Source organism: Flavobacterium proteolyticum (assembly GCF_015223105.1).
In the GTDB taxonomy this organism is placed as follows: Bacteria; Bacteroidota; Bacteroidia; order Flavobacteriales; family Flavobacteriaceae; genus Flavobacterium; species Flavobacterium proteolyticum.
In genome coordinates this window covers 928,259-955,256 of record NZ_JADFTZ010000001.1, presented here as the reverse complement: position 1 = coordinate 955,256, position 26,998 = coordinate 928,259, and the positions used below count along the sequence as shown (strand labels likewise).

The 26,998-nt window shown below is 34.1% G+C and carries 19 protein-coding genes; 8 read left to right on the top strand and 11 right to left on the bottom strand.

The genetic code is table 11. From position 1 onward, the window contains the following. Positions 1-27: 27 nt before the first annotated feature. Complete coding sequence (locus IM755_RS04235) at positions 28-2,805, bottom strand: VPS10 domain-containing protein (protein WP_194093913.1); 2,778 nt, start codon at positions 2,803-2,805, stop codon at positions 28-30. 118 nt (positions 2,806-2,923) lie between these two features. Here IM755_RS04235 and IM755_RS04230 point away from each other — a divergent pair, with 118 nt between their 5' ends. Further along, complete coding sequence (locus IM755_RS04230) at positions 2,924-4,216, top strand: aminopeptidase P family protein (RefSeq protein WP_194093911.1); 1,293 nt, start codon at positions 2,924-2,926, stop codon at positions 4,214-4,216. A gap of 128 nt (positions 4,217-4,344) precedes the next feature. Here the strand turns inward: IM755_RS04230 and IM755_RS04225 are convergent, their stop codons facing one another. Continuing rightward, a complete protein-coding gene (locus IM755_RS04225) occupies positions 4,345-4,737 on the bottom strand; it encodes a DUF1398 domain-containing protein (protein WP_194093908.1) in 393 nt (130 codons plus the stop codon). 204 nt (positions 4,738-4,941) lie between these two features. Between IM755_RS04225 and IM755_RS04220 the strand changes: the two genes are divergently transcribed. After that, on the top strand, positions 4,942-5,724 hold the full coding sequence (locus IM755_RS04220) for an alpha/beta fold hydrolase (protein WP_194093906.1): 783 nt from the start codon (positions 4,942-4,944) through the stop codon (positions 5,722-5,724). A 125-nt stretch (positions 5,725-5,849) separates the two neighbouring features. On the opposite strand, the gene IM755_RS04215 is transcribed toward IM755_RS04220, so the two are convergent. The 5 genes from IM755_RS04215 to IM755_RS04195 form a co-directional block, all read right to left on the bottom strand. Next, positions 5,850-8,030, bottom strand: coding sequence for a S41 family peptidase (locus tag IM755_RS04215; protein WP_194093904.1), 2,181 nt, complete (start codon positions 8,028-8,030; stop codon positions 5,850-5,852). Positions 8,031-8,102: 72 nt separating this feature from the next. Then, positions 8,103-10,880, bottom strand: coding sequence for a PD-(D/E)XK nuclease family protein (locus IM755_RS04210; RefSeq protein WP_194093902.1), 2,778 nt, complete (start codon positions 10,878-10,880; stop codon positions 8,103-8,105). Positions 10,881-10,943: 63 nt separating this feature from the next. Next, complete coding sequence (locus IM755_RS04205; protein WP_194093900.1) at positions 10,944-12,347, bottom strand: OmpA family protein; 1,404 nt, start codon at positions 12,345-12,347, stop codon at positions 10,944-10,946. 102 nt (positions 12,348-12,449) lie between these two features. Continuing rightward, the gene (kbl, locus tag IM755_RS04200) at positions 12,450-13,646 is read right to left on the bottom strand and encodes a glycine C-acetyltransferase (RefSeq protein WP_194093898.1); all 1,197 of its coding nucleotides are present in this window, start codon (positions 13,644-13,646) and stop codon (positions 12,450-12,452) included. Between the two features lie 34 nt (positions 13,647-13,680). Then, positions 13,681-16,854 (bottom strand): UvrD-helicase domain-containing protein, encoded by a 3,174-nt coding sequence (locus IM755_RS04195; protein ID WP_194093895.1) that lies wholly within the window; start codon positions 16,852-16,854, stop codon positions 13,681-13,683. 106 nt (positions 16,855-16,960) lie between these two features. Between IM755_RS04195 and IM755_RS04190 the strand changes: the two genes are divergently transcribed. Next, positions 16,961-17,566: a superoxide dismutase gene (locus IM755_RS04190; protein ID WP_194093893.1), complete on the top strand. Its 606-nt coding sequence runs from the start codon at positions 16,961-16,963 to the stop codon at positions 17,564-17,566. Positions 17,567-18,199: 633 nt separating this feature from the next. Here IM755_RS04190 and IM755_RS04185 read toward each other — a convergent pair. The 4 genes from IM755_RS04185 to purN form a co-directional block, all read right to left on the bottom strand. Then, positions 18,200-20,098 (bottom strand): amidophosphoribosyltransferase, encoded by a 1,899-nt coding sequence (locus tag IM755_RS04185; RefSeq protein ID WP_194093891.1) that lies wholly within the window; start codon positions 20,096-20,098, stop codon positions 18,200-18,202. 81 nt (positions 20,099-20,179) lie between these two features. Further along, positions 20,180-21,109: a PfkB family carbohydrate kinase gene (locus IM755_RS04180; protein ID WP_194093889.1), complete on the bottom strand. Its 930-nt coding sequence runs from the start codon at positions 21,107-21,109 to the stop codon at positions 20,180-20,182. Between the two features lie 79 nt (positions 21,110-21,188). After that, a complete protein-coding gene (gene rnhA, locus IM755_RS04175; protein WP_194093887.1) occupies positions 21,189-21,668 on the bottom strand; it encodes a ribonuclease HI in 480 nt (159 codons plus the stop codon). Positions 21,669-21,795: 127 nt separating this feature from the next. Next, complete coding sequence (gene purN, locus IM755_RS04170) at positions 21,796-22,362, bottom strand: phosphoribosylglycinamide formyltransferase (protein ID WP_194093885.1); 567 nt, start codon at positions 22,360-22,362, stop codon at positions 21,796-21,798. A 173-nt stretch (positions 22,363-22,535) separates the two neighbouring features. Here purN and IM755_RS04165 point away from each other — a divergent pair, with 173 nt between their 5' ends. The 5 genes from IM755_RS04165 to pyk all read left to right on the top strand — a co-directional run bounded on the left by IM755_RS04165 (position 22,536) and on the right by pyk (position 26,963). After that, on the top strand, positions 22,536-22,772 hold the full coding sequence (locus IM755_RS04165) for an acyl carrier protein (RefSeq protein WP_002988156.1): 237 nt from the start codon (positions 22,536-22,538) through the stop codon (positions 22,770-22,772). 178 nt (positions 22,773-22,950) lie between these two features. Further along, positions 22,951-24,204: a beta-ketoacyl-ACP synthase II gene (gene fabF / locus IM755_RS04160; RefSeq protein WP_194093883.1), complete on the top strand. Its 1,254-nt coding sequence runs from the start codon at positions 22,951-22,953 to the stop codon at positions 24,202-24,204. A gap of 2 nt (positions 24,205-24,206) precedes the next feature. Continuing rightward, the gene (gene rnc / locus IM755_RS04155; RefSeq protein ID WP_194093881.1) at positions 24,207-24,950 is read left to right on the top strand and encodes a ribonuclease III; all 744 of its coding nucleotides are present in this window, start codon (positions 24,207-24,209) and stop codon (positions 24,948-24,950) included. A 103-nt stretch (positions 24,951-25,053) separates the two neighbouring features. Beyond that, complete coding sequence (locus IM755_RS04150) at positions 25,054-25,527, top strand: IPExxxVDY family protein (RefSeq protein WP_194093877.1); 474 nt, start codon at positions 25,054-25,056, stop codon at positions 25,525-25,527. Positions 25,528-25,532: 5 nt separating this feature from the next. After that, the gene (gene pyk / locus IM755_RS04145) at positions 25,533-26,963 is read left to right on the top strand and encodes a pyruvate kinase (RefSeq protein WP_194093875.1); all 1,431 of its coding nucleotides are present in this window, start codon (positions 25,533-25,535) and stop codon (positions 26,961-26,963) included. The last annotated feature ends 35 nt before the right edge of the window (positions 26,964-26,998 follow it).

Sequence of the window (26,998 nt, the reverse complement as noted above, 5' to 3'; positions counted from 1 at the left end):
ATTACAGCAAATAGTATGCCTTTTTAACTATTTTTTAGGATTTAAAATTTCGAATGATTTGCTTTCTGAAATTTTATCTTGTGAAATCGTAAGCTTAAATTTCCCAATTGGCAAATAAAACTTCTTGTTTTCAGCTTCTTTAATTTTAATATTTTTATCTTTTTTATTCCAATTATCCGCAACATTTTTTGGCATCGAATAATCAAATTCAAACGAATTCAATCCTTTTTTAGCTTCTACTTTTTGAGTGTGAACCACCAATCCTGCTTCATTCGCAATCGAAACATTCACAATTCCATCTGCATTAGCATAAAACCAAATTGTTTGTGAAGGCTCATTCGGTTTTCCCCATGCGTAATTTTGAGTTCCCCAACGATCAGATTTCGTTCTATCATTCACTTTAAATAAATGCAGGTTTTTAGCTAAAACTTCCTTAGTTACTTCTTGAACTTTTGAAATATCCATTTTATAAATCGAACGACCATGAGTTCCCACGATTAATTCTTTTGCTTTCGTTTGAATTACCGCATCATGAACCGCTACATTAGGCATTCCGTTTGAAAAATCTTGCCAAGAAGCACCTTTATCTAATGAAATGAATAAACCATTATCGGTTCCAACGTATAAAATATTTTCATTTGCCGAATCTTCAACAATTACATTAACCGCTTGTGTTAATCCATTCGAAATCGAAGTCCAAGTAGTTCCAAAATCTTCCGAAACATAAGCATAAATTTCGAAATTATCATTTCTATATCCGTTCAAAGTCGCGTAAACTCTTTCTTTTTTATGAGACGAAGCCACCACTCTTGAAACCCATAAATTTTGAGGTAAATTAGCAGAGATCAATTGCCATGAAACACCGCCATCTTTTGAAACATGGATTTTTCCATCATCAGAACCTGCATAAAGTAATCCAAATTGGAATTTACTTTCTGAAATAGTAGTCAACGTTCCAAAAGCTACATTTCCTTCTTTAGCTCCGTTTGTTAAATCACCTGAAATTCTTTCCCAAGTTTCGCCTTGATTCATTGAACGGTGTAAAAACTCCGAACCCATGTACAAAATATCCTGGTTGTGCGAAGACAATAAAATCGGTGTTTGCCAATTAAAACGATACGGTTTTTCTCCTTTTGGAGCTTTTGGAGTGATGTAATCAAACTTACCTTCTTTCTGATTGATTCGGTAGTAGTTTCCAAATTGATATCCCGTAAATACTACATTTGGATTGCGACTATCAATTTGAATTTGCATTCCATCGCCGCCAATTAATTCTTGATACGGATATTTTCCTTCTTGATGCCAAGCTACAGAGTGAGAATATTCATTATTTCCAAACCAAACTCCGTTGTCTTGCATTCCGCCATAGACATTATAATTTTCTTGATAATCGACATTTACGGCATACAATTGACCCAGCGCTTCATTGTTACATTTAATCCAATGCGCTCCGTTGTCGTATGAAATATTCACACCACCATCATTTCCGTTAATGATATGATTCGGGTTCTCAGGATTTACCCAAGTTACGTGATGATCGGCATGCACATTTTCTTTTGAAATGGCTGTGAAAGTTTTTCCACCATCTTCTGAAAATAATAATGGAACGCCACCAATATAAAGACGATTTTGATTTTTCTCATCTACAGAAATATTCGCAAAATAGTAGCCGTAGGTGTAAAACATATCGTCAATATAATTTTGATTCGTTTTTTTCCATGATTTTCCGCCATCTTCCGATTTGTAAACCTCACAACCAATTACTTCGGTTTCAAATAAAGCTTTATTGGCATCTGATAAAATGGCTAAAACTTCTTTTGGTTCCATGTTATTATTGGCAACCCAGTTTTTAATATTTTCGGCTCGATATTTATCTCTAAAACCGCTTTCTTTCAAAGCGATATTCAGTTCTTTATTCGAAATTTCCATGAAATCCGCACCTGGAGTTGACAACATCGTAGTTAGTTTACTTTTTGAAGCTGTTTTTGGTCGTTTATTTTGATTGTCTACAACAGCATAAATCACATTTTCACCGAACATCGCTAAACCAATTCTTCCCACACCTTCATTTGCTGGAAATCCACTTTCTTTAATTGAAATTAATTTCCAAGAAGTTCCGCCGTCTTCACTTTTATAAATACCTGATTTTTCTCCATCGCCATCAAAATGCCACGCTTTTCTATCTTTTTGCCAAGATGCGGCAAACATGATTTTTGGATTGTTTTTCGAAACGGCTAAATCAATAATTCCTGTATCTTCTGCAACGAACAAAGTTTGTTTCCACGATTTTCCACCATCAGTTGATTTGTAAATACCACGTTCTTTATTAGTTGTATATAAATGTCCCACAGCAGCCACGACAATTTCATTTAAATTGCTTGGGTTGACCCAAATTCTGCTAATATGATGTGAATCTTTTAACCCTAAATTTTCCCAAGTTTTGCCTTTATCCGAAGATTTTAGAACGCCAACTCCAGCATAAGACGAACGCGAAGCATTCACTTCACCTGTTCCAACCCAAATAGTCCCCGAATTCCAATCCACCGTAACCGAACCGCAATTAACCGTTTCTGCTGCATCCATCACAGGAATGAAAGAAGTTCCGTTGTTATTGGTATACCAAAGTCCGCCTGTAGCATAAGCCACGTAAAACTCGGTTGGATTTTTTGGATTTACAGCTAAATCAACCACACGACCACTCATAATGGTTGGTCCGATATTCTTAGCTTCCACTTGATTAAACAACGAATTTTGAGCGATTGCCGATTGCACAATCAATAAAAACAGGATAGTAATTTGCTTCATCTTGAAAAAATTTGTTGAAAATTAGCCAAAACATTGCACTTCTACAAAATTTCTAAAGTATTTAACAACTTTTCATTTTTATCTTTTTATTTTTGGAAATCGAAAAAAATCATAAACCATGAAATACCATCAAATAGACCGCGATTTATACGTTAAAAACAGAGCGAAATTCACAGCTCAAATGAAACCTAACAGCGTTGCGGTATTCAATTCAAACGATATTTATCCAGTTTCTGCCGATTCCACTTTACCTTTTGCTCAGCACAGAGATATTTTATATTTATCGGGTGTGGATCAAGAAGAAAGTATTTTATTGCTTTTTCCAGATGCGCCTTACGAACATTTGAAAGAAATTTTATTTTTAAAAGAAACGAATGAGCATATTGCCATTTGGGAAGGTGAAAAACTAACCAAAGAAAGAGCGTTTGAAGTTTCTGGAATTAAATCGGTGATTTGGTTACAAGATTTCCACAAAACGTTGAAAGAAATCATGGCGTATGCCGATACGATTTACATCAACACCAACGAACATTATAGAGCCGTTATTGAAACGGAAACTCGTGAAGCGCGTTTTATCAAATGGTGGAAAGAAAATTATCCAGCACATAAAGTAGAAAAATCGAATCCTATTTTACAAAGATTGCGTTCGGTTAAGGAAAGCGAAGAATTGGATTTAATCCAAAAAGCGTGTGATATTACCGAAAAAGGTTTTAGAAGAGTTTTAAATTTCGTAAAACCAGGCGTTATGGAGTACGAAATCGAAGCCGAATTTGCACATGAATTCCTAAGAAATCGTTCGAAAGGTTTTGCTTACACGCCAATTATTGCTTCGGGTAATAACGCGAATGTATTGCATTATATCGAAAACAACCAACAATGTAAAGCAGGCGATTTGATTTTATTAGACGTTGGAGCAGAATATGCGAATTATTCAAGTGATATGACGCGTATGGTTCCAGTTTCGGGTCGTTTTACAGATAGACAAAAAGCAGTTTACAATGCTGTTTTAAATGTGAAAAATGAAGCTACAAAAATGTTGGTTCCAGGGACATTATGGAAACAATATCATGTAGAAGTGGGTAAAATCATGACTTCTGAATTACTAGGTTTAGGATTATTAGACAAAGCCGATGTACAAAACGAAAATCCAGATTGGCCAGCGTATAAAAAATATTTCATGCACGGAACTTCGCACCACATGGGATTAGACACGCACGACTACGGATTATTACACGAACCAATGCAAGCCAACATGGTGTTCACAGTTGAACCTGGAATTTACATTCCGAAAGAAGGTTTTGGTATTCGTTTAGAAGACGACATGGTGATTCAAGAAAAAGGCGCTGCATTTAATTTAATGCGCAATATTCCGATTGAAATTGAAGAAATTGAAGCGATAATGAATGCTTAATTGAGAATATAGAGTATAGAATATAGAAAATAGACGGCTTGCAGAAATGTGAGCCGTTTTTTTTGGAACACAGATTTAAGAAATTTATAAAAATTTATATAATTTCTTAAATCTGTGTTCCTAAAATATTAAACCGACGGAATTACTTCCAGCACCATTTCATTTCCGGCTTTGTCGTAATAACTGCAGGTCATTTTATCCATGACTACTACCCATTTTTCAACGCCAGATTTGGCGCAATCGTGTAAAAACGTCATGTAATCGGTGTTGCCTTGTTGGTGCGATTTTAAATCGGACTTGAATTGCTCAATGTTGCTTTGTTCAGCAATAGTTAAGGTTTCTGAAAAACCTTCTGAAGCAATTTGAAAATTATCTTTTCCAAAATAATGGGTATGATTATCAAAAACAAAAGTTTCGAAAGAAGTAACACCAAGCGCCATAATGTCTTGCATGTATTTTGGGAAATCGGCACCGCTTTTAACTTTGGCGTGCGCTTCTTGGATTTGTTGGATGGTGAACATGAGTGAATAATTTTATAGTGCTAAAATACGTTTTTTTACACAATTTTGTCATGCTGAAATCGCAGATTCAACGAAGTTAAAAGCATCTCGTTATGAGATTCCTACGGAATGACAAGTTTGTGGTGAGAAAATCCTTGCGTACTTCGCAAAAAAACTTTGGTTCCGAAGTTTCGGAATTTGCGTTTAAACCCTAACTTTGCCCTCATGAAAACCACCAACTTCAAAAACACTAAAATCAGTTACACCGACCAAGGAAAAGGAACGGCTGTGGTTTTATTGCATGGTTTTTTGGAAAATCAATCGATGTGGAAGGCCTTTATTCCAGAATTGGTTAAAAAACACCGCATCATTACTATCGATTTATTAGGTCATGGCGAAACAGAATGTTTAGGTTATATTCATACAATGGAAGACCAAGCCGATATGGTGCATCATGTGTTGCACGAATTAAAAATCAGAAAAGCGGTTTTAATTGGACATTCGATGGGTGGATATGTGGCATTGGCTTTCGCCGAATTGTACCCCGATAACGTTAAAGGAATTGTATTACAAAACTCCACTTCAAGAGCCGATAGCGACGAACGAAAAGCGAATCGCGACCGCGCTATTATTGCTGTAAAACAAAATTATTCGGCATTCATTCGCATGAGTATTGCTAATTTATTCAGTGAGGATAATCGTGAACGTTTGGCTGATATTATTGAAGAAGTGAAATTAGAAGCTTTAAAAACGCCGCTTCAAGGAATCGTTGCCGCATTAGAAGGCATGAAAATCCGAAAAGACCGTGAAGTTATTTTGCATTTTGCGCCTTATCCGATTCAACTTATTTTAGGTAAAAAAGACCCTGTTTTGAATTATGATGACAATTTAGAACAAATCGAAGGCACGCAAGTACAACTCACCACTTTTGAAGACGGTCACATGAGTCATTTTGAAAACCAAACGGAATTGTTAGCGGTTTTGAGTGGATTTTTGAAAAGGGTTTAATTTTAACGCAAAGTCGCAAAGTTTTTTCGCAAAGTTCGCAAATTAAAAAAGCCGCAGATTTAACAGATTAGCAGGATTTCGGAATCTGTGGAAATCCTTTAATCCGTGGCAAACTAAATTTTTATTTAATTATTAATTAGATCTATAGCTTTTTCCAATAATTCATCTTTTCCTGAACGAATTCCTTTAATTGTTGGTTCCATTTTAATATCTGGAACAATTCCTATACGTTGTGTTTCAGAACCATCTGGAGTTATAACGCCAATTCCTGATATGTAAGTAAAAATATTTCCTGGTAAAATAATTGTCGAAACATTTCCATCGGCACCAGCGGTTGTACTTCCTAATACTTTTGCATTTGGTGCTACTCGTAACGCCATTGCTGAATATTCTGCTTGACTTTGGGTTTCTTCATTAACTAATATGATTACTTTTCCTTTAAAAGCATCTTTATTTTTACCTCCAACTTGCATTTCTCCACCTCTAAAAGTAAACAATCCGGGTGTTTTAATATCTCCTGCTGTGAACTTTACAAAATCTTTTTTCTCATTTAGTAGATAATTACTCAAACTAAATATAATAAAATCAGAAGGATAACATCTTAAATCAACTATCAAACCTTTTTTATCCAAAAACTTATCCATGATTTCATTGATTTCACCCTTTTTCAATGTTCCTGGATAAATGTAACCTATGTTTTCATTGATAATTTTATGCGAAACAGGTCCTTCTTTGAAATACTTGTTTTTAATTGTACTGACTAATACATCTTTAACCCCTGAATTGTTTTCGATTGTAAGCCGAATAGAATTATCGTTTGTGCGCAATATTTTTCGTGCCACATCTCGCAATTGTGTAGGGTAATTGGAAGCTGGAAAATACTTCAAATTATTGTTTAACCAATCCTCCACTTTTACGCCATTAACAGAAACAATTACATCACCAACTTGTAAATTAGCATCTTTAAATTCGTCTTGTAATTTAACAACTACAGCTTTGTTTTCAACAAATTTTATTTTTACTGGAGCAATATTTTCGCCAAAAAAAGCATCTAAAACAGAATTATATCCCCAAATATTAGCATGCGTATCCTGAATTTTTCCAATAAGTTCTAATAAGGTTAAAGTATATTCTTTTTGATCTTTTGTAGCGGTTATTCTCGGAATGAATTCTGTTAAAACTGAATCCCAATTTTCATCCATCAAATGACGATTTGGAGAAAAGTATTCAATCATGTTCCAATATCTAAAAACCGCTAAAAGCTTAACTCCAGTATCGGAATATTCCATTTTACTGTATACTTTTTCATCAGTAAAATTTGGATTATTTACACTTCGATGCAATTTGATATAATAGTTTTTATCACTTCTTTCAGCACTATTTATCTTTTGTAGTAATGAAGATAATTCGGAAGAAATTAAATTGGTATCAGAAATCCATTTGGTGTTAGGAAGTAATTTAATGATGCTTTCTTTAGGAAGTTTTTGAGTAGTAGTTTTGAAAGTCCCTAATTTGCTAATCCATTGCACCAATTCGCCATCAAAGTTTTGACTATTTATTTTTGGCAACATTCTAAACAACTCATAATCCCAGCTGATTTTTCCTTCAGCAATTACAGGATGGTAGTATTTCACAAACCCCCAAACTTTTCCTAATACGAATAAATTTCGCTTTTGAATTTCATTAAGATTCGTGATTTCAAACTTAGAACCTGCGTCAAATTCTGTGTCTTTATCAATAATAGAAAGTTCTTTTTCAACAGGTTTTTGTTTTTCAATTGGTTTTCCATCAATGGAAACTTTAAAATTATCAAACCAAGCTTTTCCTTTACCAACTAAAATTCCAGCAACATAAATTTCATCTGCATTTTCTTTGAAATCAATAGTTACAGTATGTTTTTTCCATTCCGAAGTTCCTTGTAATTTTTGGTTTTGCATATTATCAAATCCAACTGATTGTCCGTCTTTATCAATTCTTATGAGTAACCCAACGAAACCATCTGAAACATTTTCATATTTCATAAAACCTTCTAAAGTGATTTTTTTACCCTTAAAATTTGCAGGAAGTTTGTAAGCAACACAACCAAAACCTTCACCTTCCTTGACATTAATAAGCATACTATTTTTTCCAGAAACGGCATTAGTCGAATCAATTTTTAATTCGCTATCTCCCCATCGAATCCAATCGTTTGGTAATTCATCCTTTTTAAAATGTTTTTCAAAATCAAGATTAAAAACAGGCACCTGATTTTGCGAAAACAAAATATTAACCAATAAGATGAATCCAAAAGAGAAGATTTTTTTCATATCTATGTTTTTCGGTTATTGTAACTTTTGTAAAGAAAACGAAAAAGCATGTAAGAAAATTGTAACGAAATGTTAAACCTTTTCTTTAAACGCAATTTCTGGATTGAAAATTTCCAAAATCAACGTTTCTAATTCTGCTTTAAAATCTTCTAAAATTTCAGTAGAGATAACAAGTTCAGCATCTTTTCCTTTTCCTAATCCGAAAGGTAAAAAGCCGTTTTTCATGTTTTTAAACGAAACAATTCCTGCTGAAACTTCTCGGTTTTGTTTTAACTCGTGATTTTCAAACATCAAAGCATAACACAACAACTGAATGATTTTTTCATTTTTTATATCGGAAGTTAAATCACCAAAATCTTGAATTTTTAAGCTATTTCCATCTACTTTTCCAGTTTTATAATCGATGATTCTGATGGCGCCGTTTCGTTCTTCAATTCGGTCGACTTTACCAGCGATTTTTATTGGGAATGGTAACGATTTCACTTCAATTTCACAAGATAAACTTGCTTCCAACAGCAATACTTTTATGGCTTGACCGGCTTCGATATCTTTCTTTTCTAATTGTAGAAAATTGTAAACATTTCGTTTTGCTACTTCAAAAGCTAATAAATTTTTCCCTTTGGTGATTTCGCCTTCTTTATAAATTTCTTTGAAATGTTTCAAAATAACTTCATCAATTTTTGCTTCCATCGCTTCAATATGATGCAATGCCAAAAACTGATTCAGATAATTCGTATACAATTCTTCCAACGCATTGTGAATGATAGTTCCCAACGTATTTACCGCGATATTTTCTTCTACTTCGTCGGCTTCGTTTATTCGTAAAATACGTTGCATGTAAAACTGTAACGGATTTCGAATATAATTCGTCAAAGACGATGGCGAAAATCCTTTATCCGTTGCGATTTCGTGCAAACGTGTTAGGATTTTATCGGTTTTAGGAATCGTAACGGGTTCGTATGCTTTTTCAGGTAAAACGGCGTTATAAATGGTGCTTGTAATGTTGTGTTTTGGTTGTTTCTCGATTTCTAATTGGGTAATAAAACGGCTTTTTTCACCAGCATCGATTCCTTCGTTATCGGTGTTATAAAGTAACCAAACGTTTTTCGCACGTAACAACAAATGATAAAAGTGATAGCAATAAATTGCATCTTTTTCTTTATATGTGGGTAAACCTAATTCTTTCTTTACATCATACGGAATAAAAGAATTCTGCGATTTACCAGCGGGAAATTTTCCTTCATTGACAGAAGTGATAATCACATTTTCAAAATCCAATACACGGCTTTCTAAAACACCCATTACTTGAAGACCACTCAAAGGTTCGCCCTCAAAAGAAACTTCCGCTAAATCGATAATTTGCTTGTAAATCGCTTGTAGTGATTGCAAACTTTCGATTTGATTATAGGTTTCGTGATAATTGGTTAATTTATTAATGGTTTTAAAAACCGAATACACAAAAGCTTTCGTTACTTTTTCTTCGGCATCGTCGTTACTTAAATAGGATTTTATGGTAAGTAAAATCGAATTCAAATTAGTTAAAATATCAGAAATAGAATCCTCCCAACGTGTGAATAACAATTCGAAGAATTTGTTTTCAGAATTTGGATATTTCTCTTCGTATAAACTGAATAATTTTTGATTGGAAAAGAAGGTGAAATTGTTGTTGTTAATCACTTTTACTACTTCTTCTACTTTGCAATAAGGCTCGACCAAAGGATGATTTAGAATATCTAAAACTTCTTTGTAATAAAATGTATAGCTTTTTTCATTTCGTTGCTTGGCGTTAGCATGTAACTTGAACAACTTATTAATTAACAATTGCGCAGGATTATTTTTACTCGGATAACCCATTGTAATATTCAACGCATCAACTGATTCAGGTAAGCCATATAAAACAGGAAGCAACAAATTTTCATCGCCTAGAACAACAGCGGTTCTTTCTAAATTTGGGTTTTCAGATTGAATTTTTTCAATTATTGTTCCTACAATTTTAGCTTGACCGATACTTTTTGGTGTGCCAATAATTTCGATATTCTTTTCTTCGCTGAAATGATTGACAACCCACTCGAAATCTTGATTCACAAAAGGTTTCCATTCTTTTTTAAACCTTCGAATGAACAGACCAGCATCGTGATAAGAATCGTTTAAAAACACCTCATCGATATCCCAATATATTTTAGCTTTATTTTCGTTCGCTAAATGTTTGAATATTCGTTCCTCTGCTTGATTTAAAGCATTGAAGCCAGCGAAAAAGATTTGATTGGTAATGGTTGCGGTAAACGAAGCTAAGTTTTTTACTGCTTCTCTGTACAATAACCCTTGATAACCGATTCCTTTGTTTAATAAATGCTTGTAAAACAATTCATAGTATAAAGGTAATTTAGCCCAAAACTCTAAATGAGTTGTGATTAATTTGGTTTTGTCTTGTGGTTGTAAATCCCAACGTTTTAATGCTTCGATATCTTCTAAATAAGAAAAAAAATGATTTGGGTCTAATAAATAGCGGTCGATTTCATTAAAATCTTGAATTGCGGTTTTTGCCCAAGTGGCAAATTCTTCAAAGGTTTGTCGTTTCGCTTTTTCGGTAACCGAAAGATAAACTTCGTAGAATTCGAACAATAATTCAATTGGATCAATAGTTCGAAGTCCTGAAATTTCTTGAATAAAATCTTCAATACTAATGATAGTTGGTGCAAACGAAGTAGTTTCTAATTGATTTTTTAAACTTTCTAAAAGAAACACCTTGGCTCTTTTATTGGGTAAAACAATCAAACAATTTGATAATTGTATATCAGATTGTGATAAAATAGTGGCGCTTAACTTATCTAAAAAAGTATTTTGATTCATTTTATAAAAATAAAAAAACGTCCCGAAATATCGGGACGTTTCTTAGTATATTTTAGAAAGAAATTATTTAACTAATTTCACTTCTACTCTTCTGTTGTTAGCTTTACCTTTAGCAGTTTTGTTAGAATCTACTGGCATAGACTCACCAAAACCTTTAGAAGATAATCTTGAAGCATCGATACCGTTTTCAACTAAGAAGTTTTTAACAGCAGCAGCTCTATCTTCAGATAATTTTTGGTTCATTGCATCTTTACCATCTGAATCTGTGTGACCTTCTAATGAGAACTTAGCAGTTGGATACTCTTTTAAGATAGCAGCCATAGCTTTTAAAACTGGAATTGTTTGTTTTTGGAAAGAAGCTTTACCAGAGTTAAACAAGATAGTTTTACCGTAATCATTTAATTTTTTCATTGTATCATCAGATACTTCTGGACAACCATTGTTAGCAACAGTACCAGCTACAGTAGGACATTTGTCATCTTTATCAGCAACACCGTCACCGTCAGTATCAGGCCATGGACAACCAGCGTTATCTTTAGCACCAGCTACAGTAGGACATTTGTCATCTTTATCAGCAACACCGTCACCGTCAGCATCTGGACATCCGTTCATCATTTTAGTTCCTTTGTCATCTGGACAAGCATCTTCTTTGTTGATGATTCCGTCTCCGTCTGTATCAGGACAACCGTTTAATTCTTTAGTACCTGCTTCTTCTGGACAAGCATCTTCAGAATCTTGGATTCCGTCTTTATCTGTATCTGGACATCCTTTGAATTCTGGTAAACCAGCAACTTCAGGACATGCATCATCTTTGTCGTAAATTCCGTCACCATCTGTGTCTTTACCTCCAAATTTGAAAGTTAAACCAGCAAAGTGTTGAATGTGTGTTGGAACATCTTGACCAGCTACTCTGTTATCATCAAATGAATGTTTGTAAGTAGATTGGAATTGTAAACCAACATGCTCTGTAAACCAAAAAGTTAATCCTAAACCTCCATTAACTGTACCTGCAGAAGCATCTCCAAGGAAATTGTAACCTCCACCAATGTTAATAGAAGGATCTAACCATTTAGATTTTAATAAATCCATGAAGCTGTATTTAATAACAGCATCAAATGCGTAATATTTTAAATTACCTGGGTTTGAAACTAAATCTGTTGACTCAGTTCCAGGAACTCTAGAAACCCATTTATCAATTGAATTAACAGAACCTGTTACTCCAAAAGAAAAACCATCTCCAACGTATCTAGATACGTTTAAATAAGAAACTGAAGGTAAAATGTTCCAGTTTTCTTTAACATTCAATAATTGGATGAATTTTGGACTGTCATTACCAACAGCACTAACTTTAGTGTCAACTCCATTTACCCCAAAAGACACTGCCCATGGGTTGTTGCTATCTTGTGCTTGCGATGTTAAACCAGCAAACAATAAAGCTGCAGCAAATAATTTGTTAAGATGTTTCATACTTGTTTTATTTAATTACAATGCGTTATAATTGGAACAAAAGTAATACGTTTTTTTTAACTACAAAAAGTTTTGTTAAAAAAATTACTTATTTGTCCGGTTTTACTTGATTATTCCTAATTTTTTGGCCACTTCTGTAAAAGCCTCTATAGCTTTGTCCAAATGTTCTTGTGTATGTGCAGCTGATAATTGCACACGAATACGCGCTTTATCTTTAGGAACTACTGGGAAGAAAAACCCTATAACATAGATTCCTTTTTTCAACAATTCTTCTGCCATTACTTGCGATAATTTGGCATCATATAGCATAACTGGCACAATTGCAGAGTCTCCATCGATAAAATCAATACCTGCTTTTCTTAATCCGGCTTTGAAATAATTGGTATTCCACTCTAATTTATCTCTTAGTGTGGTGTCTTTTTCTAATAATTCGAAAACTTTTAATGAAGCCCCAACAATCGATGGCGCTAAGGAATTAGAAAATAAATACGGACGCGAACGTTGACGTAAGATTTCTATAATTTCTTTTTTAGCAGTTGTATAACCTCCCATGGCTCCACCTAAAGCTTTTCCAAGAGTTCCTGTGATAATATCCACTCTTCCCATTACACCCTTAGCTTCTAAAGTTCCTTTTCCTGTCGCACCAATGAAACCAGCAGCGTGACATTCGTCAACCATTACTAGAGCATCATATTTATCAGCCAAGTCGCAAATTTTATCTAATGGCGCTACTAATCCGTCCATTGAGAAAACTCCGTCAGTTACGATTAATTTAAAACGGTGACCTGCTTCAGTTGCTTTGATTAACTGTTGCTCTAAGTCTCCCATGTTGTTATTTTCGTAGCGATAACGTGCTGCTTTACACAAACGTACACCATCAATAATAGAAGCATGATTCAAAGAGTCAGAAATAATACAATCTTCTTCTCCTAATAAAGGTTCGAAAACTCCTCCATTCGCATCAAAAGCCGCTGCGTATAAAATAGTATCTTCTGTTCCGTAGAAATCGGCAATCTTTTTTTCTAATTCTTTGTGAATATCTTGCGTTCCACAAATAAAACGCACTGATGACATTCCGAAACCATGAGAATCTAAAGCATCTTTAGCTGCTTGCACAACTTCTGGATGAGATGACAATCCTAAATAATTATTAGCGCAAAAGTTTAAAACCGTTTCACCAGTCGAAATCGTAATTTCTGCTCCTTGGGGCGAAGTGATAATGCGCTCTTTTTTAAATAATCCGTTTTCTTGAATCGTATTTAATTCGTTTTGTAGATGTTGTTGGATTTTTCCGTACATAATTTGTTTATTGTTACTAGTTTGTTGTTTAGAATTACAAAGTTACTATTTCTATACTTTCACCTATATATATTAATGCTTTTTTTGCAACCGTATAGTTCATTTCTTGTAAAGCCATTTCGTATTCTTCTAATTGGGCTTTGTGTTTGTTGTGTTTTTCACCTGTTTTATAATCTAACAAATAGACCACATTATCTTTAATCACAACTCTATCGGGTTTAATGTTTTTAGTAGCTTTTTTGATGATGTTTTGTTCGTTGAATACTTTTGCATCGGCATCAAAAAACGAAATCAATTCTTCATGATTGACAATTTTATCAATTGTTTCTTTAAAAATTGCATTTTGAGAAAACTTAATCAATCCTAACTCAGTTGCTTTTTGAATGGCCAAATCCACATCGTCTTTTGTATGAATAAACGCCATGATTTCATGCAAAATATTCCCAAAGTTTATCGCATCTTGCTGAATTGTCCCCCACATTAAAGCTTCGCGTTGCGCAATTTTGATGTTTTTTGGATTTAATTTATGTAAAACAATCCCAATTTGATTGTGATTTCCTTCGTGGGATTTGTTTTTTGAAATTCTATTTGGGTTTCCAAATTCGTATTCTGATTTGGTTTCTTCGTATTTTCCTGAATTTTGTAGAAATTCCAAGAAATAGTAAGACAAATTATTGATAACTAATTCTCCTTTTTTCGTTTTTAGTTTATTTGAAATCACATACAATTGTTCTTCGGCACGCGTTAGCGCCACGTATAAAACGTTAATCGTATCTAAAACTTCTTCTTGGTTTTTGGTTTGAAAAATGGTTTTTGCTTCGTTTCCATAACTTTCCACTTCTTTTCTGTTATTAATTAACGCTTTTGGTAAATCAATATTTGAATCTTCAAGCGGAATCCATAATTTGTCTTTAATTTTTCTTGAAAAATCTTCTTCGGCAAACGGAAAAATCACCACCGGAAATTCCAAACCTTTTGATTTATGAATCGTCATGATACGAACTGCGTTTGTTCCTTCTGGTGACGGAATACTTTTTTGGTAGCCAATTTTGTCCCAATACTCCAAGAAATCTGCAATACTCGATTGCACTTTTACATCTTTTTCCAATACCAAATCCAAGAAATATTGCAAATACGAAGTATTTACTTTGTCATTTAAAAACGTCGCTATTAAAATTTCAACTGCTTCATACAGCGATTTTTTCTTGCAATTTTTGAACGAAATTTCAATTCCGATGGTTTTCAAAAACGATTCTAATTCTTCCGAATTTTTATCTTTGGTAACCAAAATGAAATCATGAATTTCCAATTCTGACTGTAAATATTTCGCAATGAAATACAAGAAATACACTTTCGATTCGTCGTCTTTTGGATTTTTCAAATAGCGAAGCAACGCAATCAACAATTTAACTTCCGTTGCATTTTGAATCAATAAGGTTTCCGAAGACAAAATCGGAACGCTGTTTTCGGTTAAGAAATTCGCTAATTTAATTCCAGGTGCTTTGGTTCGCGTAAGTAAGACGATATCTTTGTATTCAAATCCGTTCGCGATACTTTTTTCAATGGTTCGCAACGTTTGATTCAAGTAAAATTTATCTTTTACTGAAATCGAATCGTTATCCGAATCAAAACCTTCAACTTCAGTTTCATCTTCTGGCACTTCGATAAACGACAAATTCACATAACCGCCCATTTTGGAATTGATTTCTTGATGCGAAAGATTTTCGTAAAGATTTTTATAATCTGGATTTTCGAATTTATCGGATAATTGCTTAAAAAACGCGTTATTAAACTGAATGACTTCGCTAAAACTACGGTAATTTGTACCTAAACGAAGCGTTTCTTTGTCTTTATTGGAAAATGGATTGTGTTTTTTATCTTCTTTCGCTAAATCGATAAATTGTTCGGCTTTTCCGCCGCGCCAACGGTAAATGGCTTGTTTTGGATCGCCAACCAACATCAAAGTGCCTTGCTGACCAAAATCGTCTTGACCTGATAAAGCGTTATCGATTAACGGAATCAAATTTTGCCATTGCATCACGGATGTATCCTGAAACTCATCGATAAAATAATGACGGTATTTTTCACCCAAACGCTCATAAATAAATGGCGCTGGCTGGTTTTGAATTTCGTTGTGAATGATTTTATTGAAATCGGAAATTGAAACTAAATTTTGTTCTTCCTGAATTTGCTTAAATTCCTGATAAATCGTGTTTAATAACGACAATGGATTCAAATTTTGCAGAAAAGCTTCATACATAGTTACTTTTCCTAACTTATCGTAAATCGATTTTAATTTCGATACAATTTCATCAATAATCGACTCAATAATAGCAACGTCTTTTGCCGATTTTAAAACCTTAATATCTTCTGGAGAAAAATATTTTTTTTGAGTGTCTTTTAATTGATTTAACTCAATATTATTCAAATGATCATTGAAATACTTTGGAAAAGAACTTAAACTCGCACCATTTGATTCAATAAAATGTTTAATATTTTTTCCATCTTCGCTAGTTTCGGCTTTTAATTGTTTGATTTCTTCTTGTAATTTCTTTTTTACTATTCCAAAATCATCCAAACTTTTATCCGCCATTTCTTTGATTTCTTCCGAATTGTTTTCGTTTGTAATCAGTTGGGCAACCTTTAATAATTCGGCCGAAATGTCCCAATTTTTATCGTCATCGGTTTTTTCTTTTGAAAATTCGATTAGTAATTTGGTTAAGTTTGGATCGTCACCTGCTTTAGAGATCACCAAGTCAATGGCTTCTTGTAATAAGGAATCGGTTTCCAATGACACTTCAAAATTCGGAGGTAAATTCAAATCTTGGGCAAATGTTCGAATGACTTTATGAGTGAATTTATCAATCGTTGAAATATCAAACGCCGCATAATTATGAATGATATTTTTAATGATGGCTTTCGATTTGTCTTTTAAAGTAGCGATGCTTAATTTGGTTTCCGAAGCCACATCTTTTAGCAATTCCATTGCTTTATCGGACGTATTATCCAATGAAAATTGATACAAACTCGACACAATTCGAGTTTTCATTTCTTCTACCGCTTTGTTGGTAAAAGTTATGGCTAGAATTTTTCGATAGGCATCATCATTTGTTGCCAAGAAAAGAATTTTTAAGTATTCTTTCGTTAGCGTGTAAGTTTTTCCGGAACCAGCCGAAGCGTCGTATATGGTGAAAGCGGTTGTATTCAATGTTATATTTATCTTACTAATAGTGGTATAAAAACTATCTATTTTTGAATCCGAAGTTTAATTTGTAAATTTGGTGAAAATATTATTAATCTAAAAATTAAATATCATGGCTTTTGAATTACCACAATTACCTTATGCTTACGATGCATTAGAACCACATATTGATGCTAGAACAATGGAAATCCACCATTCTAAACACCACAACGCTTATGTTACCAACTTAAACGCTGCTATTGCTGGAACGGATTTAGAAGGAAAATCTATTGAAGATTTGATGAAAAATTTAGACATGAACAATATGCCAGTTCGTAACAATGGTGGTGGACACTATAATCACACGATGTTTTGGGAAATTATGTCGCCAAACGGTGGTGGTTTACCAACAGGTGAATTAGCAACTGCAATTGATGCTGCTTTTGGTTCGTTTGATGCTTTTAAAGCAGAATTTGCTAAAGCGGGAGCTACTCGTTTTGGATCAGGATGGGCTTGGTTATGTGTGAAAGATGGTAAATTAGAAGTTTGTTCTACTCCAAACCAAGATAATCCATTAATGCCAGGTGTTGCTTGTGGTGGACAACCAATTTTAGGAATGGATGTTTGGGAACATGCTTATTACTTACACTACCAAAACCGTCGCCCTGATTACATGGAAGCTTTCTTTAATGTAATTAACTGGGCTGAAGTTGCAAAACGTTTTGCTGCAGCAAAATAATTAAAAATAAATAAAATTATAAAAGGCGAGGATTGAAAAATCTTCGCCTTTTTTGTTACCAAGTTTATTAAAATAAAAAAGGTGAAATTACTTTCACCCTTTTTGCCCCAAATCTACCATAAAACTTAACCTACTAATTTTCTGGTAGCACTAAAGTAGAACACTCTTTTATATGTGACGAAAAAAATTGTTGAATAACACAAAAACTCGATGAAATGCGTTTTTAAAAAATAAAACACGTTAAATTTTTACTTTTTCTAACAAATTCATTCCTTTTTGGGCAAAAAAAAAGGCACGCATTGCGTACCCTTTTTGCCCCAAATCTACCATAAAACTTAACCTACTAATTTTCTGGTAGTGCTAAAGTAGTTCAAGATACTATGCTTGCATAAAAAAATTGTTAAACGAATTAAAAAGTCGACAAAATGCACTTTTTTAATAAAATTAACCTTTCATTTGTGTTAAAACGAGATTTTGGAGCAAAAAAAAAGGCACGCTTTGCGTACCCTTTTTGCCCCAAATCTACCATAAAACTTAACCTACTAATTTTCTGGTAGTGCTAAAGTATGGTGAGATTTTGTATTACAATAAAAAAATTGTTAAACGAAATAAAAAGTCGATGAAACGCATTTTTTAATAGGCGCGAGCATCTTTTCCTTCATAAAAATTCATAAAAGCTCTATTCACTACACGGTTTCCTCCATCTGTAGGATAATCGCCTGTGAAATACCAATCTCCTAAATTTTTAGGACATGCTTTATGTAAATCTTCCACCGTTTGGTAAATAATTTTAACTTCTGCTTTTGTGTCTTCTGGTGTTAGCATTTCAGCGATTTTATCTGAAATTTCTTGATCAGTGAATGGCGCATAAATCTCTTTTACGTAGTTTATCACATCGGCATCATTGAAATCTTCCTGTGCTTTCGATTTTTTATACACCTCTTCTACTATATGATATAAATTACGCTCTTTCAACAACTCTAAAGCCGCTCTAAAAGCTACTAAACCTTCTAACTTCGCCATATCAATTCCGTAACAATCTGGATAACGAATTTGTGGTGCTGATGAAACAACTACGATTTTCTTAGGATGTAAACGATCCATCATTTTGATGATACTTTGTTTTAAAGTTGTTCCTCGAACAATACTATCATCAATAATTACCAAATTATCACTTGGTTTTACTACTCCATACGTTACATCGTAAACGTGTGCCACTAAATCATCACGACTGCTATCTTCGGTAATAAACGTTCTTAGTTTCGCATCTTTAATCGCAATTTTCTCCGTTCTGATTTTAACTGAAAGTAATTCTTTCAAAGTATCTTCCGTCAACGTATCTTTTTGCTCGATAATCATTTTGGCTTTTCTCTGATTTAAAAAATCCTGTGCAGCTTCAGACATTCCGTAAAAAGAAGTTTCTGCTGTATTTGGGATATAAGAGAAAACTGTATTGTCAGTATCGTTATCGATGGATTTTAAAATACTTGGAAAAATTAATCTTCCTAGTTCTTTCCGCTCTTGGTAAATTTCAGCATCACTTCCACGAGAGAAATAAATACGTTCAAACGAACACGCTTTCTTTACCAATGGAGTTCTAACTTCTTCAATGGAAACTTTTCCATTTTTCTTAATGATGATAGCACTTCCTGGTGTTAATTCTTGAACTTTTTTGAAAGGAATATTGAAAACTGTTTGAATTACCGGACGCTCTGAAGCCACCACTACAATTTCATCATCTTCATAAAAAAAAGCAGGACGAATTCCAGCAGGATCACGCATTACGAATGAATCGCCGTGACCTAATAAACCAGCCATAGCGTAACCTCCATCCCAATTACGTGAAGCGCGCTCTAAAATGCGTTGAATATTCAATCGTTCTCCGATAATTGGGGAAGCGTCTTTTTTAGAATAACCCTCGTTTTTGCATTCTTTATATAAATGTGTCACCTCGTCATCTAAAAAATGACCGATTTTCTCCATAACGGTAACCGTATCTGCCATTTGTTTTGGATGTTGGCCTAAGTCGATTAAGTTTTGGAATAACTCCTTAACATTCGTCATGTTGAAATTCCCAGCAACAATTAGATTACGATGCATCCAATTGTTTTGACGCAAGAAAGGATGAACGCTTTCGATACTATTTTTTCCAAAAGTTCCGTAACGAACGTGCCCTAAAAACACTTCGCCCACATACGGAATGTTTTGTTTTTGAAGTGCTACATTGTTCTGATATTCAGGATGCGCTTCTAATTCGCCGCTAATGCGTTCGTTGATTTGAGCAAAAATATCTTTGATTGGTTGCGGATCATTAGAACGAATACGACTAATGTATCGCTCACCCGGATTTACATCTAATTTAATACTAGCTAATCCGGCTCCGTCTTGACCGCGGTTGTGTTGCTTTTCCATTAGTAGGTACATTTTTTGTACCCCATAGAAAGCGGTTCCGTATTTTTCTTTATAGAATTCTAACGGTTTTTTTAATCGCAGTAGTGCAATTCCACATTCGTGTTTGATTGCGTCACTCATAAGTTGTTGTGTTGTTGTAGGTTGTTGTATTTTCTTTTTCTTTTTGAAACAAAAAATGCCCCGAAATTTCGAGGCACGTTTTTATTCTTCTAATTCTATTTCAAATTGCGTTAAAGCTTTAAATTGTTGCAAGCGCGAGTTTACTTCTTTTCTATCTAAAGTTTCCATTCTTTCTGTTCCGAATTTCTCCACACAGAACGAAGCTAAGTTAGAACCGTAAATGATAGCGTTCTTCAAATTGCTAAACGAAATGTTTTCTGATTGCGCAATGTAACCTGCGAAACCTCCTGCGAAAGTATCACCAGCACCTGTTGGATCAAACACTTCTTCTAATGGTAACGCTGGAGCAAAGAATACGTCTTTGTTGTGGAACAATAACGCTCCGTGTTCTCCTTTTTTAATTACCACATATTTTGGTCCCATTGTATGAATTTTAGCCGCTGCTTTTACCAAAGAATATTCTCCTGATAACTGACGTGCTTCTTCATCATTAATCGTAATAACATCTACACGTTTGATAACGTCTAATAATTCTGGTAACGCACAATCCATCCAAAAGTTCATCGTATCTAAAACGACTAATTTTGGTTGTTCCGTCATTTGGTTTAAAACGCCTGATTGCACAATTGGGTGTAAGTTTCCTAATAAAACTACATCCGAATTTTTATACGCTTGTGGCACCACTGGATTAAAATCTGCCAAAACGTTTAATTCGGTAACTAAAGTGTCGCGAGAATTTAAATCGTTGTGGTATTTTCCACTCCAAAAGAAGGTTTTTCCACCTTTTACGATTTCGATTCCTTCTATATTAACTCCTTTATTTTCTAATAAATCTAAATATTCCTTTGGAAAATCTTCTCCAACCACAGAAACTACTGCTGCATCTACATTAAAAAAGTTAGACGCTAAACCAATGTAAGTTGCGGCTCCACCTAAAATTTTATCCGTTTTCCCAAAAGGTGTTTCAATAGCATCAAAAGCTACTGTTCCTACTATTAATAGTTTGTTCATTAAATTAAATTTGAAATAAGGTGCAAAGATAAGTTTTTGTTTAGAAGTTTAAAAGTTTATGTGTTTAAAAGTTAATACACTACAACAACTTCCCTTCTTCCCTTTCGTAAAACTCATCAATTGATAATTTTTCTTGTTGCGATGCCATAACGGCTAATTCATCGCAGCGCTCGTTTTGCGGATGACTGTTGTGACCTTTTACCCATTGAAAATCGACTTGGTGTTTTCGATACACTTTTAAGAAACGCATCCATAAATCTGGATTTTTCTTGGCTTTGAAGTTGATTTTTTCCCACTGAAATACCCAACGCTTTTCCACAGCATCCACTACATATTTCGAATCGGAAACAACTAAAACTTTGGTTTTTGGATTTTTTAATTTTTCTAAACCTACGATTACCGCTAATAGTTCCATTCTATTATTAGTAGACAATCGGAAACCTTCATAAAATTCTTTTTTATAAGGCGTTCCCACCATTTCCATCACCACGCCATAGCCAGCCGGACCAGGATTTCCCTTGGCAGCGCCGTCTGTGTATATGTGAACTTCGTGTGACAAAATTTAACTTTAGAATTTATTATCTTTTAAACATATAAGTCATATAAGCTTTTAAATCAAAGCAATTTGAGAATATAAGTTCATAAAAGATTTTAATTAATTATTACAATTTCTTCAATCTGTGTTCCTAAAAATTTGAATTTAGAACTTCGGAAATAACCGTTGGAAAATATTGATGTTCTAATTCATGTACTTTTTGCGCAATTTCTTCCGCTGTTTTGCAATCTTCTATATTTACTGATTTTTGAAAAATAAATTCGCCTTCATCGTAATGTTCGTTTACATAATGAATGGTGATTCCGGTTTCTTTTTCTTTATTTTCTAAGACAGCTTGATGCACATTCATTCCATACATGCCTTTTCCACCATATTTTGGTAATAATGCAGGATGAATATTGATCACTTTTGGATATTCCTTTAATATAGACTCGGGAAATTTTAATAGAAAACCTGCTAAAACAATTAAGTCAGGTTGAAATTGATGTAATTGTTCCAACACAAAACCCTCATTTAATTGACTTTTTGAAAAAACGACAGAAGGAATATCATGATTTTTTGCTCTATCTAACACTTTGGCATCTGGTTTGTTAGAAAAGATAGCGACTACAGTTCCTTGGTTATTTTTTTTAAAATAGCGAATAATTTCTTCGGCATTTGAGCCATTTCCGGAAGCAAAAAGCACAATATTCTTCATTTCAGTATTGATTTCTTCCCACAAAAAAAAGAATAATTATTGGTAAAAAATAAAAAAAAGAAGCCTTTGTGAATATTTTTTTTTATTTTCGTAGTCACATTTAGTAACAAAAAGGTTGTTTTAAAATAAAGTTTTTTATTTTTGCCAACAAATTAAATTAAAAATTAAAGATTATGTCAGACATTGCATCAAGAGTAAAAGCGATTATCGTAGACAAATTAGGCGTTGACGAAAACGAAGTTGTAGCAGAAGCTAGCTTCACAAACGATTTAGGAGCTGATTCATTAGACACTGTTGAGCTAATTATGGAGTTCGAAAAAGAATTTGATATTCAAATTCCAGACGACCAAGCTGAAAACATTGCTACAGTAGGTCAAGCTATTTCTTACATCGAAGAAGCTAAAAAATAATAAATAAATTACCCGTGTGCTTATTTTGGCATACGGGTTTTTATTATTTTAAAGAAAATTAGACTATTTTTGATTGAAATTCAATCACAATATATTGAAATACCCTTGTCTCTTTACTACTAATAATTAAAGAATACACGGGTATTATTTGTTTAAACGATTTTTTAAAAATTAGAATATGCAATTAAAGCGTGTTGTTGTAACAGGTCTTGGAGCGTTAACTCCTATTGGGAATACTCTTCAAGAATATTGGGACGGTCTTGTGAACGGAAAAAGTGGCGCTGCCCCTATTACTTATTACGATACTGAAAAGCATAAAACCAAATTTGCTTGTGAGGTTAAAAACTTCAATGTTGAAGATTTTATCGACAAAAAAGAGGTTCGTAGATTGGATAAATTTGCTCAATACGCAATTGTTGCCAGTGACGAAGCCATCAAAGATGCTGGAATTACATTAGAAAATGTAAATAAATATAGAGTTGGAGTTATTTGGGGAGCTGGGATTGGAGGTTTACAAACCTTCCAAGACGAAGTAATGAATTATGCCGCTGGTGATGGAACACCACGTTTTAATCCATTCTTTATTCCTAAAATGATTGCTGATATTGCTCCTGGACACATTTCAATGCGAAATGGTTTCATGGGACCAAACTATACTACGGTTTCTGCATGTGCTTCTTCGGCAAATGCTTTAGTAGATGCCTTTAACTACATCCGTTTAGGAATGTGTGATGTAATTGTTTCAGGCGGTTCTGAAGCAGCGGTAACTATTGCTGGTATGGGCGGATTTAACTCAATGCAAGCTTTATCGACTAGAAACGAAAGTCCAGAAACAGCGTCAAGACCATTTGATGCTACTCGTGATGGATTCGTTTTAGGTGAAGGTGCTGGTGCTTTAGTATTAGAAGAGTACGAACATGCGATTGCGCGTGGTGCTAAAATCTACTGTGAAGTAGGTGGTGGCGGTTTATCTTCTGATGCTTATCACTTAACTGCTCCACATCCAGAAGGAATTGGAGTTATTGCTGTTATGGAAAACTGTTTACGTGATGCTGGAATGAAACCAGAAGACGTAGACCACATCAACACACACGGAACTTCAACACCACTTGGAGACGTTGCTGAGTTAAAAGCCATTAAAGCTGTTTTTGGTGATCATGCTAAAAACATCAACATCAACTCGACTAAATCTATGACAGGTCACTTGTTAGGTGCTGCTGGAGCTATTGAAGCTATTGCTTCTATCTTGGCAATGCAAAACGGAATTGTCCCTCCAACGATTAACCATACAACTGTAGACGAAAATATAGATCCATCGTTAAACTTAACTTTAAACAAAGCGCAAAAACGCGAAATTAAAGTGGCTATGAGTAATACTTTTGGTTTTGGTGGACATAACGCTTGTGTTTTATTCAAAAAATTTGAGAACTAAACATGCGTCGTTTATTTAATAAAATACGAAAAAACTCCCGTTCTCAAGAAGACGGGATTTTTTTTGAAAAAATTACCAAAATACTTGGTTTTCAGCCAAAAGAATTAAAATATTACCGAAAAGCATTTACCCATCGCTCAGCTAATAAATTGGATGAAAAAGGAAATCCTTTTAATTATGAACGTTTAGAATTTCTTGGTGATGCGATGCTAGGAAGCGTTATCGCAGCTCATTTATACAACGAAGTTCCTTCTGGAGATGAAGGCTATTTGACAAAAATGCGTTCGAAAATTGTCAGTAGAGAGCATTTGAACGAACTAGGACGTGATTTTAATTTAGTGAGTTTTGTAGAAAGTAAAGTCAATTCGAGTCAGTTTGGCGAAAACATTCATGGTAATTTGTTTGAAGCTTTTATTGGTGCTATTTATTTAGACAAAGGCTTTACGTATTGCGAAAAATTCATCCAAAATAAAATCATTAAACAATATGTTGACATTGCCAAATTAGAAGGTAAAGTCATCAGTTACAAAAGTTTAATCATCGAATGGTGTCAAAAAGAAAAAGCACCTTTCGCCTTTGATTTTATCGAAGATAACGGACAAGAAGGACAGAAATATTTCAGCGTAAAATTGTCGATTAACAACAAAATTATCGCCAAAGCTAGAGCAACTTCTAAGAAAAAAGCAGAAGAAAAAGCTGCCCAAAGAGCGTATTTTGTCTTTCAAGAAAAAATTTCGAAAAAATAATTCCCCTACTCAAACGTTTGAGTTTATAAATTATCGTTAAGAACTGCCAAACAGGTAGTTTTTAACGATTTTTAGCCTTATATTTACGACTTAATTTTGGAAAATGGCCATTCATAAAATTCAAATAAACGATTTTATTTCAGATGATTATGAGTTAATCGCCATTCATTCATCTTTAGAAGATTACAAATTAGCGTATTGCTTAAACAAGGAATTGGGATTGCAGTTACAAAAAAATGATAACTACATAGAAATCGCCATTCCGGAAGGAAAAAGCGCTTTTGAAAATTTCGCTTTTGATGATGAAAAGAACGATGTAATTTGGACCCTAATCGAAAATAAAACCACGATTATCAATTCGAACAAACAAACGAGTTCGCTTTTTGAACAAGTTGACATCACCGTTTTTTTACTTCCAGAATATAAAAAAGCAGATTATTTAATTAAAATTGAAAATATCGATTATGGCTTTGATGCTGATGAAATCATCGATACCATATTGAAAATCAAAAATGTAACCACTGCTTATTCCGTTGATACAACAAACTTAAAATCAAAAAATAATTTAATTTTTTAATTAAAATGCCGACAAACAAAAAAACTAAAATTGTAGCTACGCTTGGTCCTGCCTGTAGTACAAAAGAAGTGCTTAAAAATATGGTGGATGCTGGAGTTAATGTCTTCCGAATTAACTTTTCGCACGCTGATTATACCGATGTTAGTGCCAGAATTGACATGATTAGAGAACTAAACGATGAGTTTGGTTACACTACTTCCATCTTAGCCGATTTACAAGGTCCGAAATTACGTGTAGGCGTTATGAAAGAAGACGTAGTAGTAAGCAAAGGCGACAAAATTACCTTTACTACTGCAGAAGATATCTTAGGAACGGCAGAGCGTGTTTACATGAACTACAAAGAATTTCCAAAAGATGTAAATCCAGGAGAAAGAATCTTATTAGACGACGGAAAATTAATTTTCGAAGTAACTAAAACCGATAAAAACACCGAAGTTGAAGCTGTAGTGGTACAAGGTGGTCCTTTGAAATCGAAAAAAGGAGTGAATTTACCAAATACAAAAGTTTCGCTTCCTGCTTTAACGGAAAAAGATATTCGCGATGCTAAATTCGCTATCGAAAACAAAGTAGATTGGATTGCATTATCGTTTGTAAGAACGCCAAAAGACCTAGAAGATTTACAAGATTTAATTGCAGAACATTCCGATCATAAAATTCCGATTATTGCTAAAATTGAAAAGCCAGAAGCAGTTGAGAACATTGATAAAATCGTAGCATTTTGCGATGGTTTGATGGTAGCTCGTGGTGATTTAGGTGTGGAAGTTCCTGCAGAAGAAGTGCCATTGATTCAGAAAAAATTGATTCATAGAGCAAAAACAGCTCGTATTCCAGTAATCGTGGCAACACAAATGATGGAAACGATGATTACCTCATTAACACCAACACGTGCTGAAGTAAACGACGTAGCGAACTCGGTAATGGACGGAGCTGATGCGGTAATGTTATCTGGAGAAACTTCAGTAGGAAATTATCCTGTGGAAGTAATTCAAACCATGACACGTATCATTGAAAGTGTAGAAGATTCGCCATTAATTAAAGTGCCTATTTCGCAACCGATGGTTAAAAACAGTCGCTATATTACCAAATCGATTTGTTACCACGCTTCACAAATGGCGGATACCATTAATGCGAAAGCGATTACTACGTTAACGAACTCAGGTTATACGGCATTCCAAATTTCGGCATGGCGTCCAAAATCGCATATTTTAGTATTTACATCTAACAAACGTATTTTAACGCAATTGAACTTATTATGGGGTGTTAGAGCGTATTTCTACGACAAATTAGTAAGTACAGACGACACCATTGACGACATCAACACGATTTGTAAAGAAAAGAAATACGTGAAAAAAGGCGATATGGTGGTCAACTTAGCCGCAATGCCTATCGTAGCAAAAGGAATGGTAAACACGATGCGTGTTTCTGAAATAGAATAAGCTTTGCTTTACAATTATAAAAAAACGAGTGCTAC

What these genes read in the sequence shown, in the direction of transcription:
- IM755_RS04235 (WP_194093913.1), bottom strand. Translation starts at nt 2,805, where the DNA reads ATGAAGCAAATTACTATCCTGTTTTTATTGATTGTGCAATCGGCAATC.
- IM755_RS04230 (WP_194093911.1), top strand. Translation starts at nt 2,924, where the DNA reads ATGAAATACCATCAAATAGACCGCGATTTATACGTTAAAAACAGAGCG.
- IM755_RS04225 (WP_194093908.1), bottom strand. Translation starts at nt 4,737, where the DNA reads ATGTTCACCATCCAACAAATCCAAGAAGCGCACGCCAAAGTTAAAAGC.
- IM755_RS04220 (WP_194093906.1), top strand. Translation starts at nt 4,942, where the DNA reads ATGAAAACCACCAACTTCAAAAACACTAAAATCAGTTACACCGACCAA.
- IM755_RS04215 (WP_194093904.1), bottom strand. Translation starts at nt 8,030, where the DNA reads ATGAAAAAAATCTTCTCTTTTGGATTCATCTTATTGGTTAATATTTTG.
- IM755_RS04210 (WP_194093902.1), bottom strand. Translation starts at nt 10,880, where the DNA reads ATGAATCAAAATACTTTTTTAGATAAGTTAAGCGCCACTATTTTATCA.
- IM755_RS04205 (WP_194093900.1), bottom strand. Translation starts at nt 12,347, where the DNA reads ATGAAACATCTTAACAAATTATTTGCTGCAGCTTTATTGTTTGCTGGT.
- kbl (WP_194093898.1), bottom strand. Translation starts at nt 13,646, where the DNA reads ATGTACGGAAAAATCCAACAACATCTACAAAACGAATTAAATACGATT.
- IM755_RS04190 (WP_194093893.1), top strand. Translation starts at nt 16,961, where the DNA reads ATGGCTTTTGAATTACCACAATTACCTTATGCTTACGATGCATTAGAA.
- IM755_RS04185 (WP_194093891.1), bottom strand. Translation starts at nt 20,098, where the DNA reads ATGAGTGACGCAATCAAACACGAATGTGGAATTGCACTACTGCGATTA.
- IM755_RS04180 (WP_194093889.1), bottom strand. Translation starts at nt 21,109, where the DNA reads ATGAACAAACTATTAATAGTAGGAACAGTAGCTTTTGATGCTATTGAA.
- purN (WP_194093885.1), bottom strand. Translation starts at nt 22,362, where the DNA reads ATGAAGAATATTGTGCTTTTTGCTTCCGGAAATGGCTCAAATGCCGAA.
- IM755_RS04165 (WP_002988156.1), top strand. Translation starts at nt 22,536, where the DNA reads ATGTCAGACATTGCATCAAGAGTAAAAGCGATTATCGTAGACAAATTA.
- fabF (WP_194093883.1), top strand. Translation starts at nt 22,951, where the DNA reads ATGCAATTAAAGCGTGTTGTTGTAACAGGTCTTGGAGCGTTAACTCCT.
- rnc (WP_194093881.1), top strand. Translation starts at nt 24,207, where the DNA reads ATGCGTCGTTTATTTAATAAAATACGAAAAAACTCCCGTTCTCAAGAA.
- IM755_RS04150 (WP_194093877.1), top strand. Translation starts at nt 25,054, where the DNA reads ATGGCCATTCATAAAATTCAAATAAACGATTTTATTTCAGATGATTAT.
- pyk (WP_194093875.1), top strand. Translation starts at nt 25,533, where the DNA reads ATGCCGACAAACAAAAAAACTAAAATTGTAGCTACGCTTGGTCCTGCC.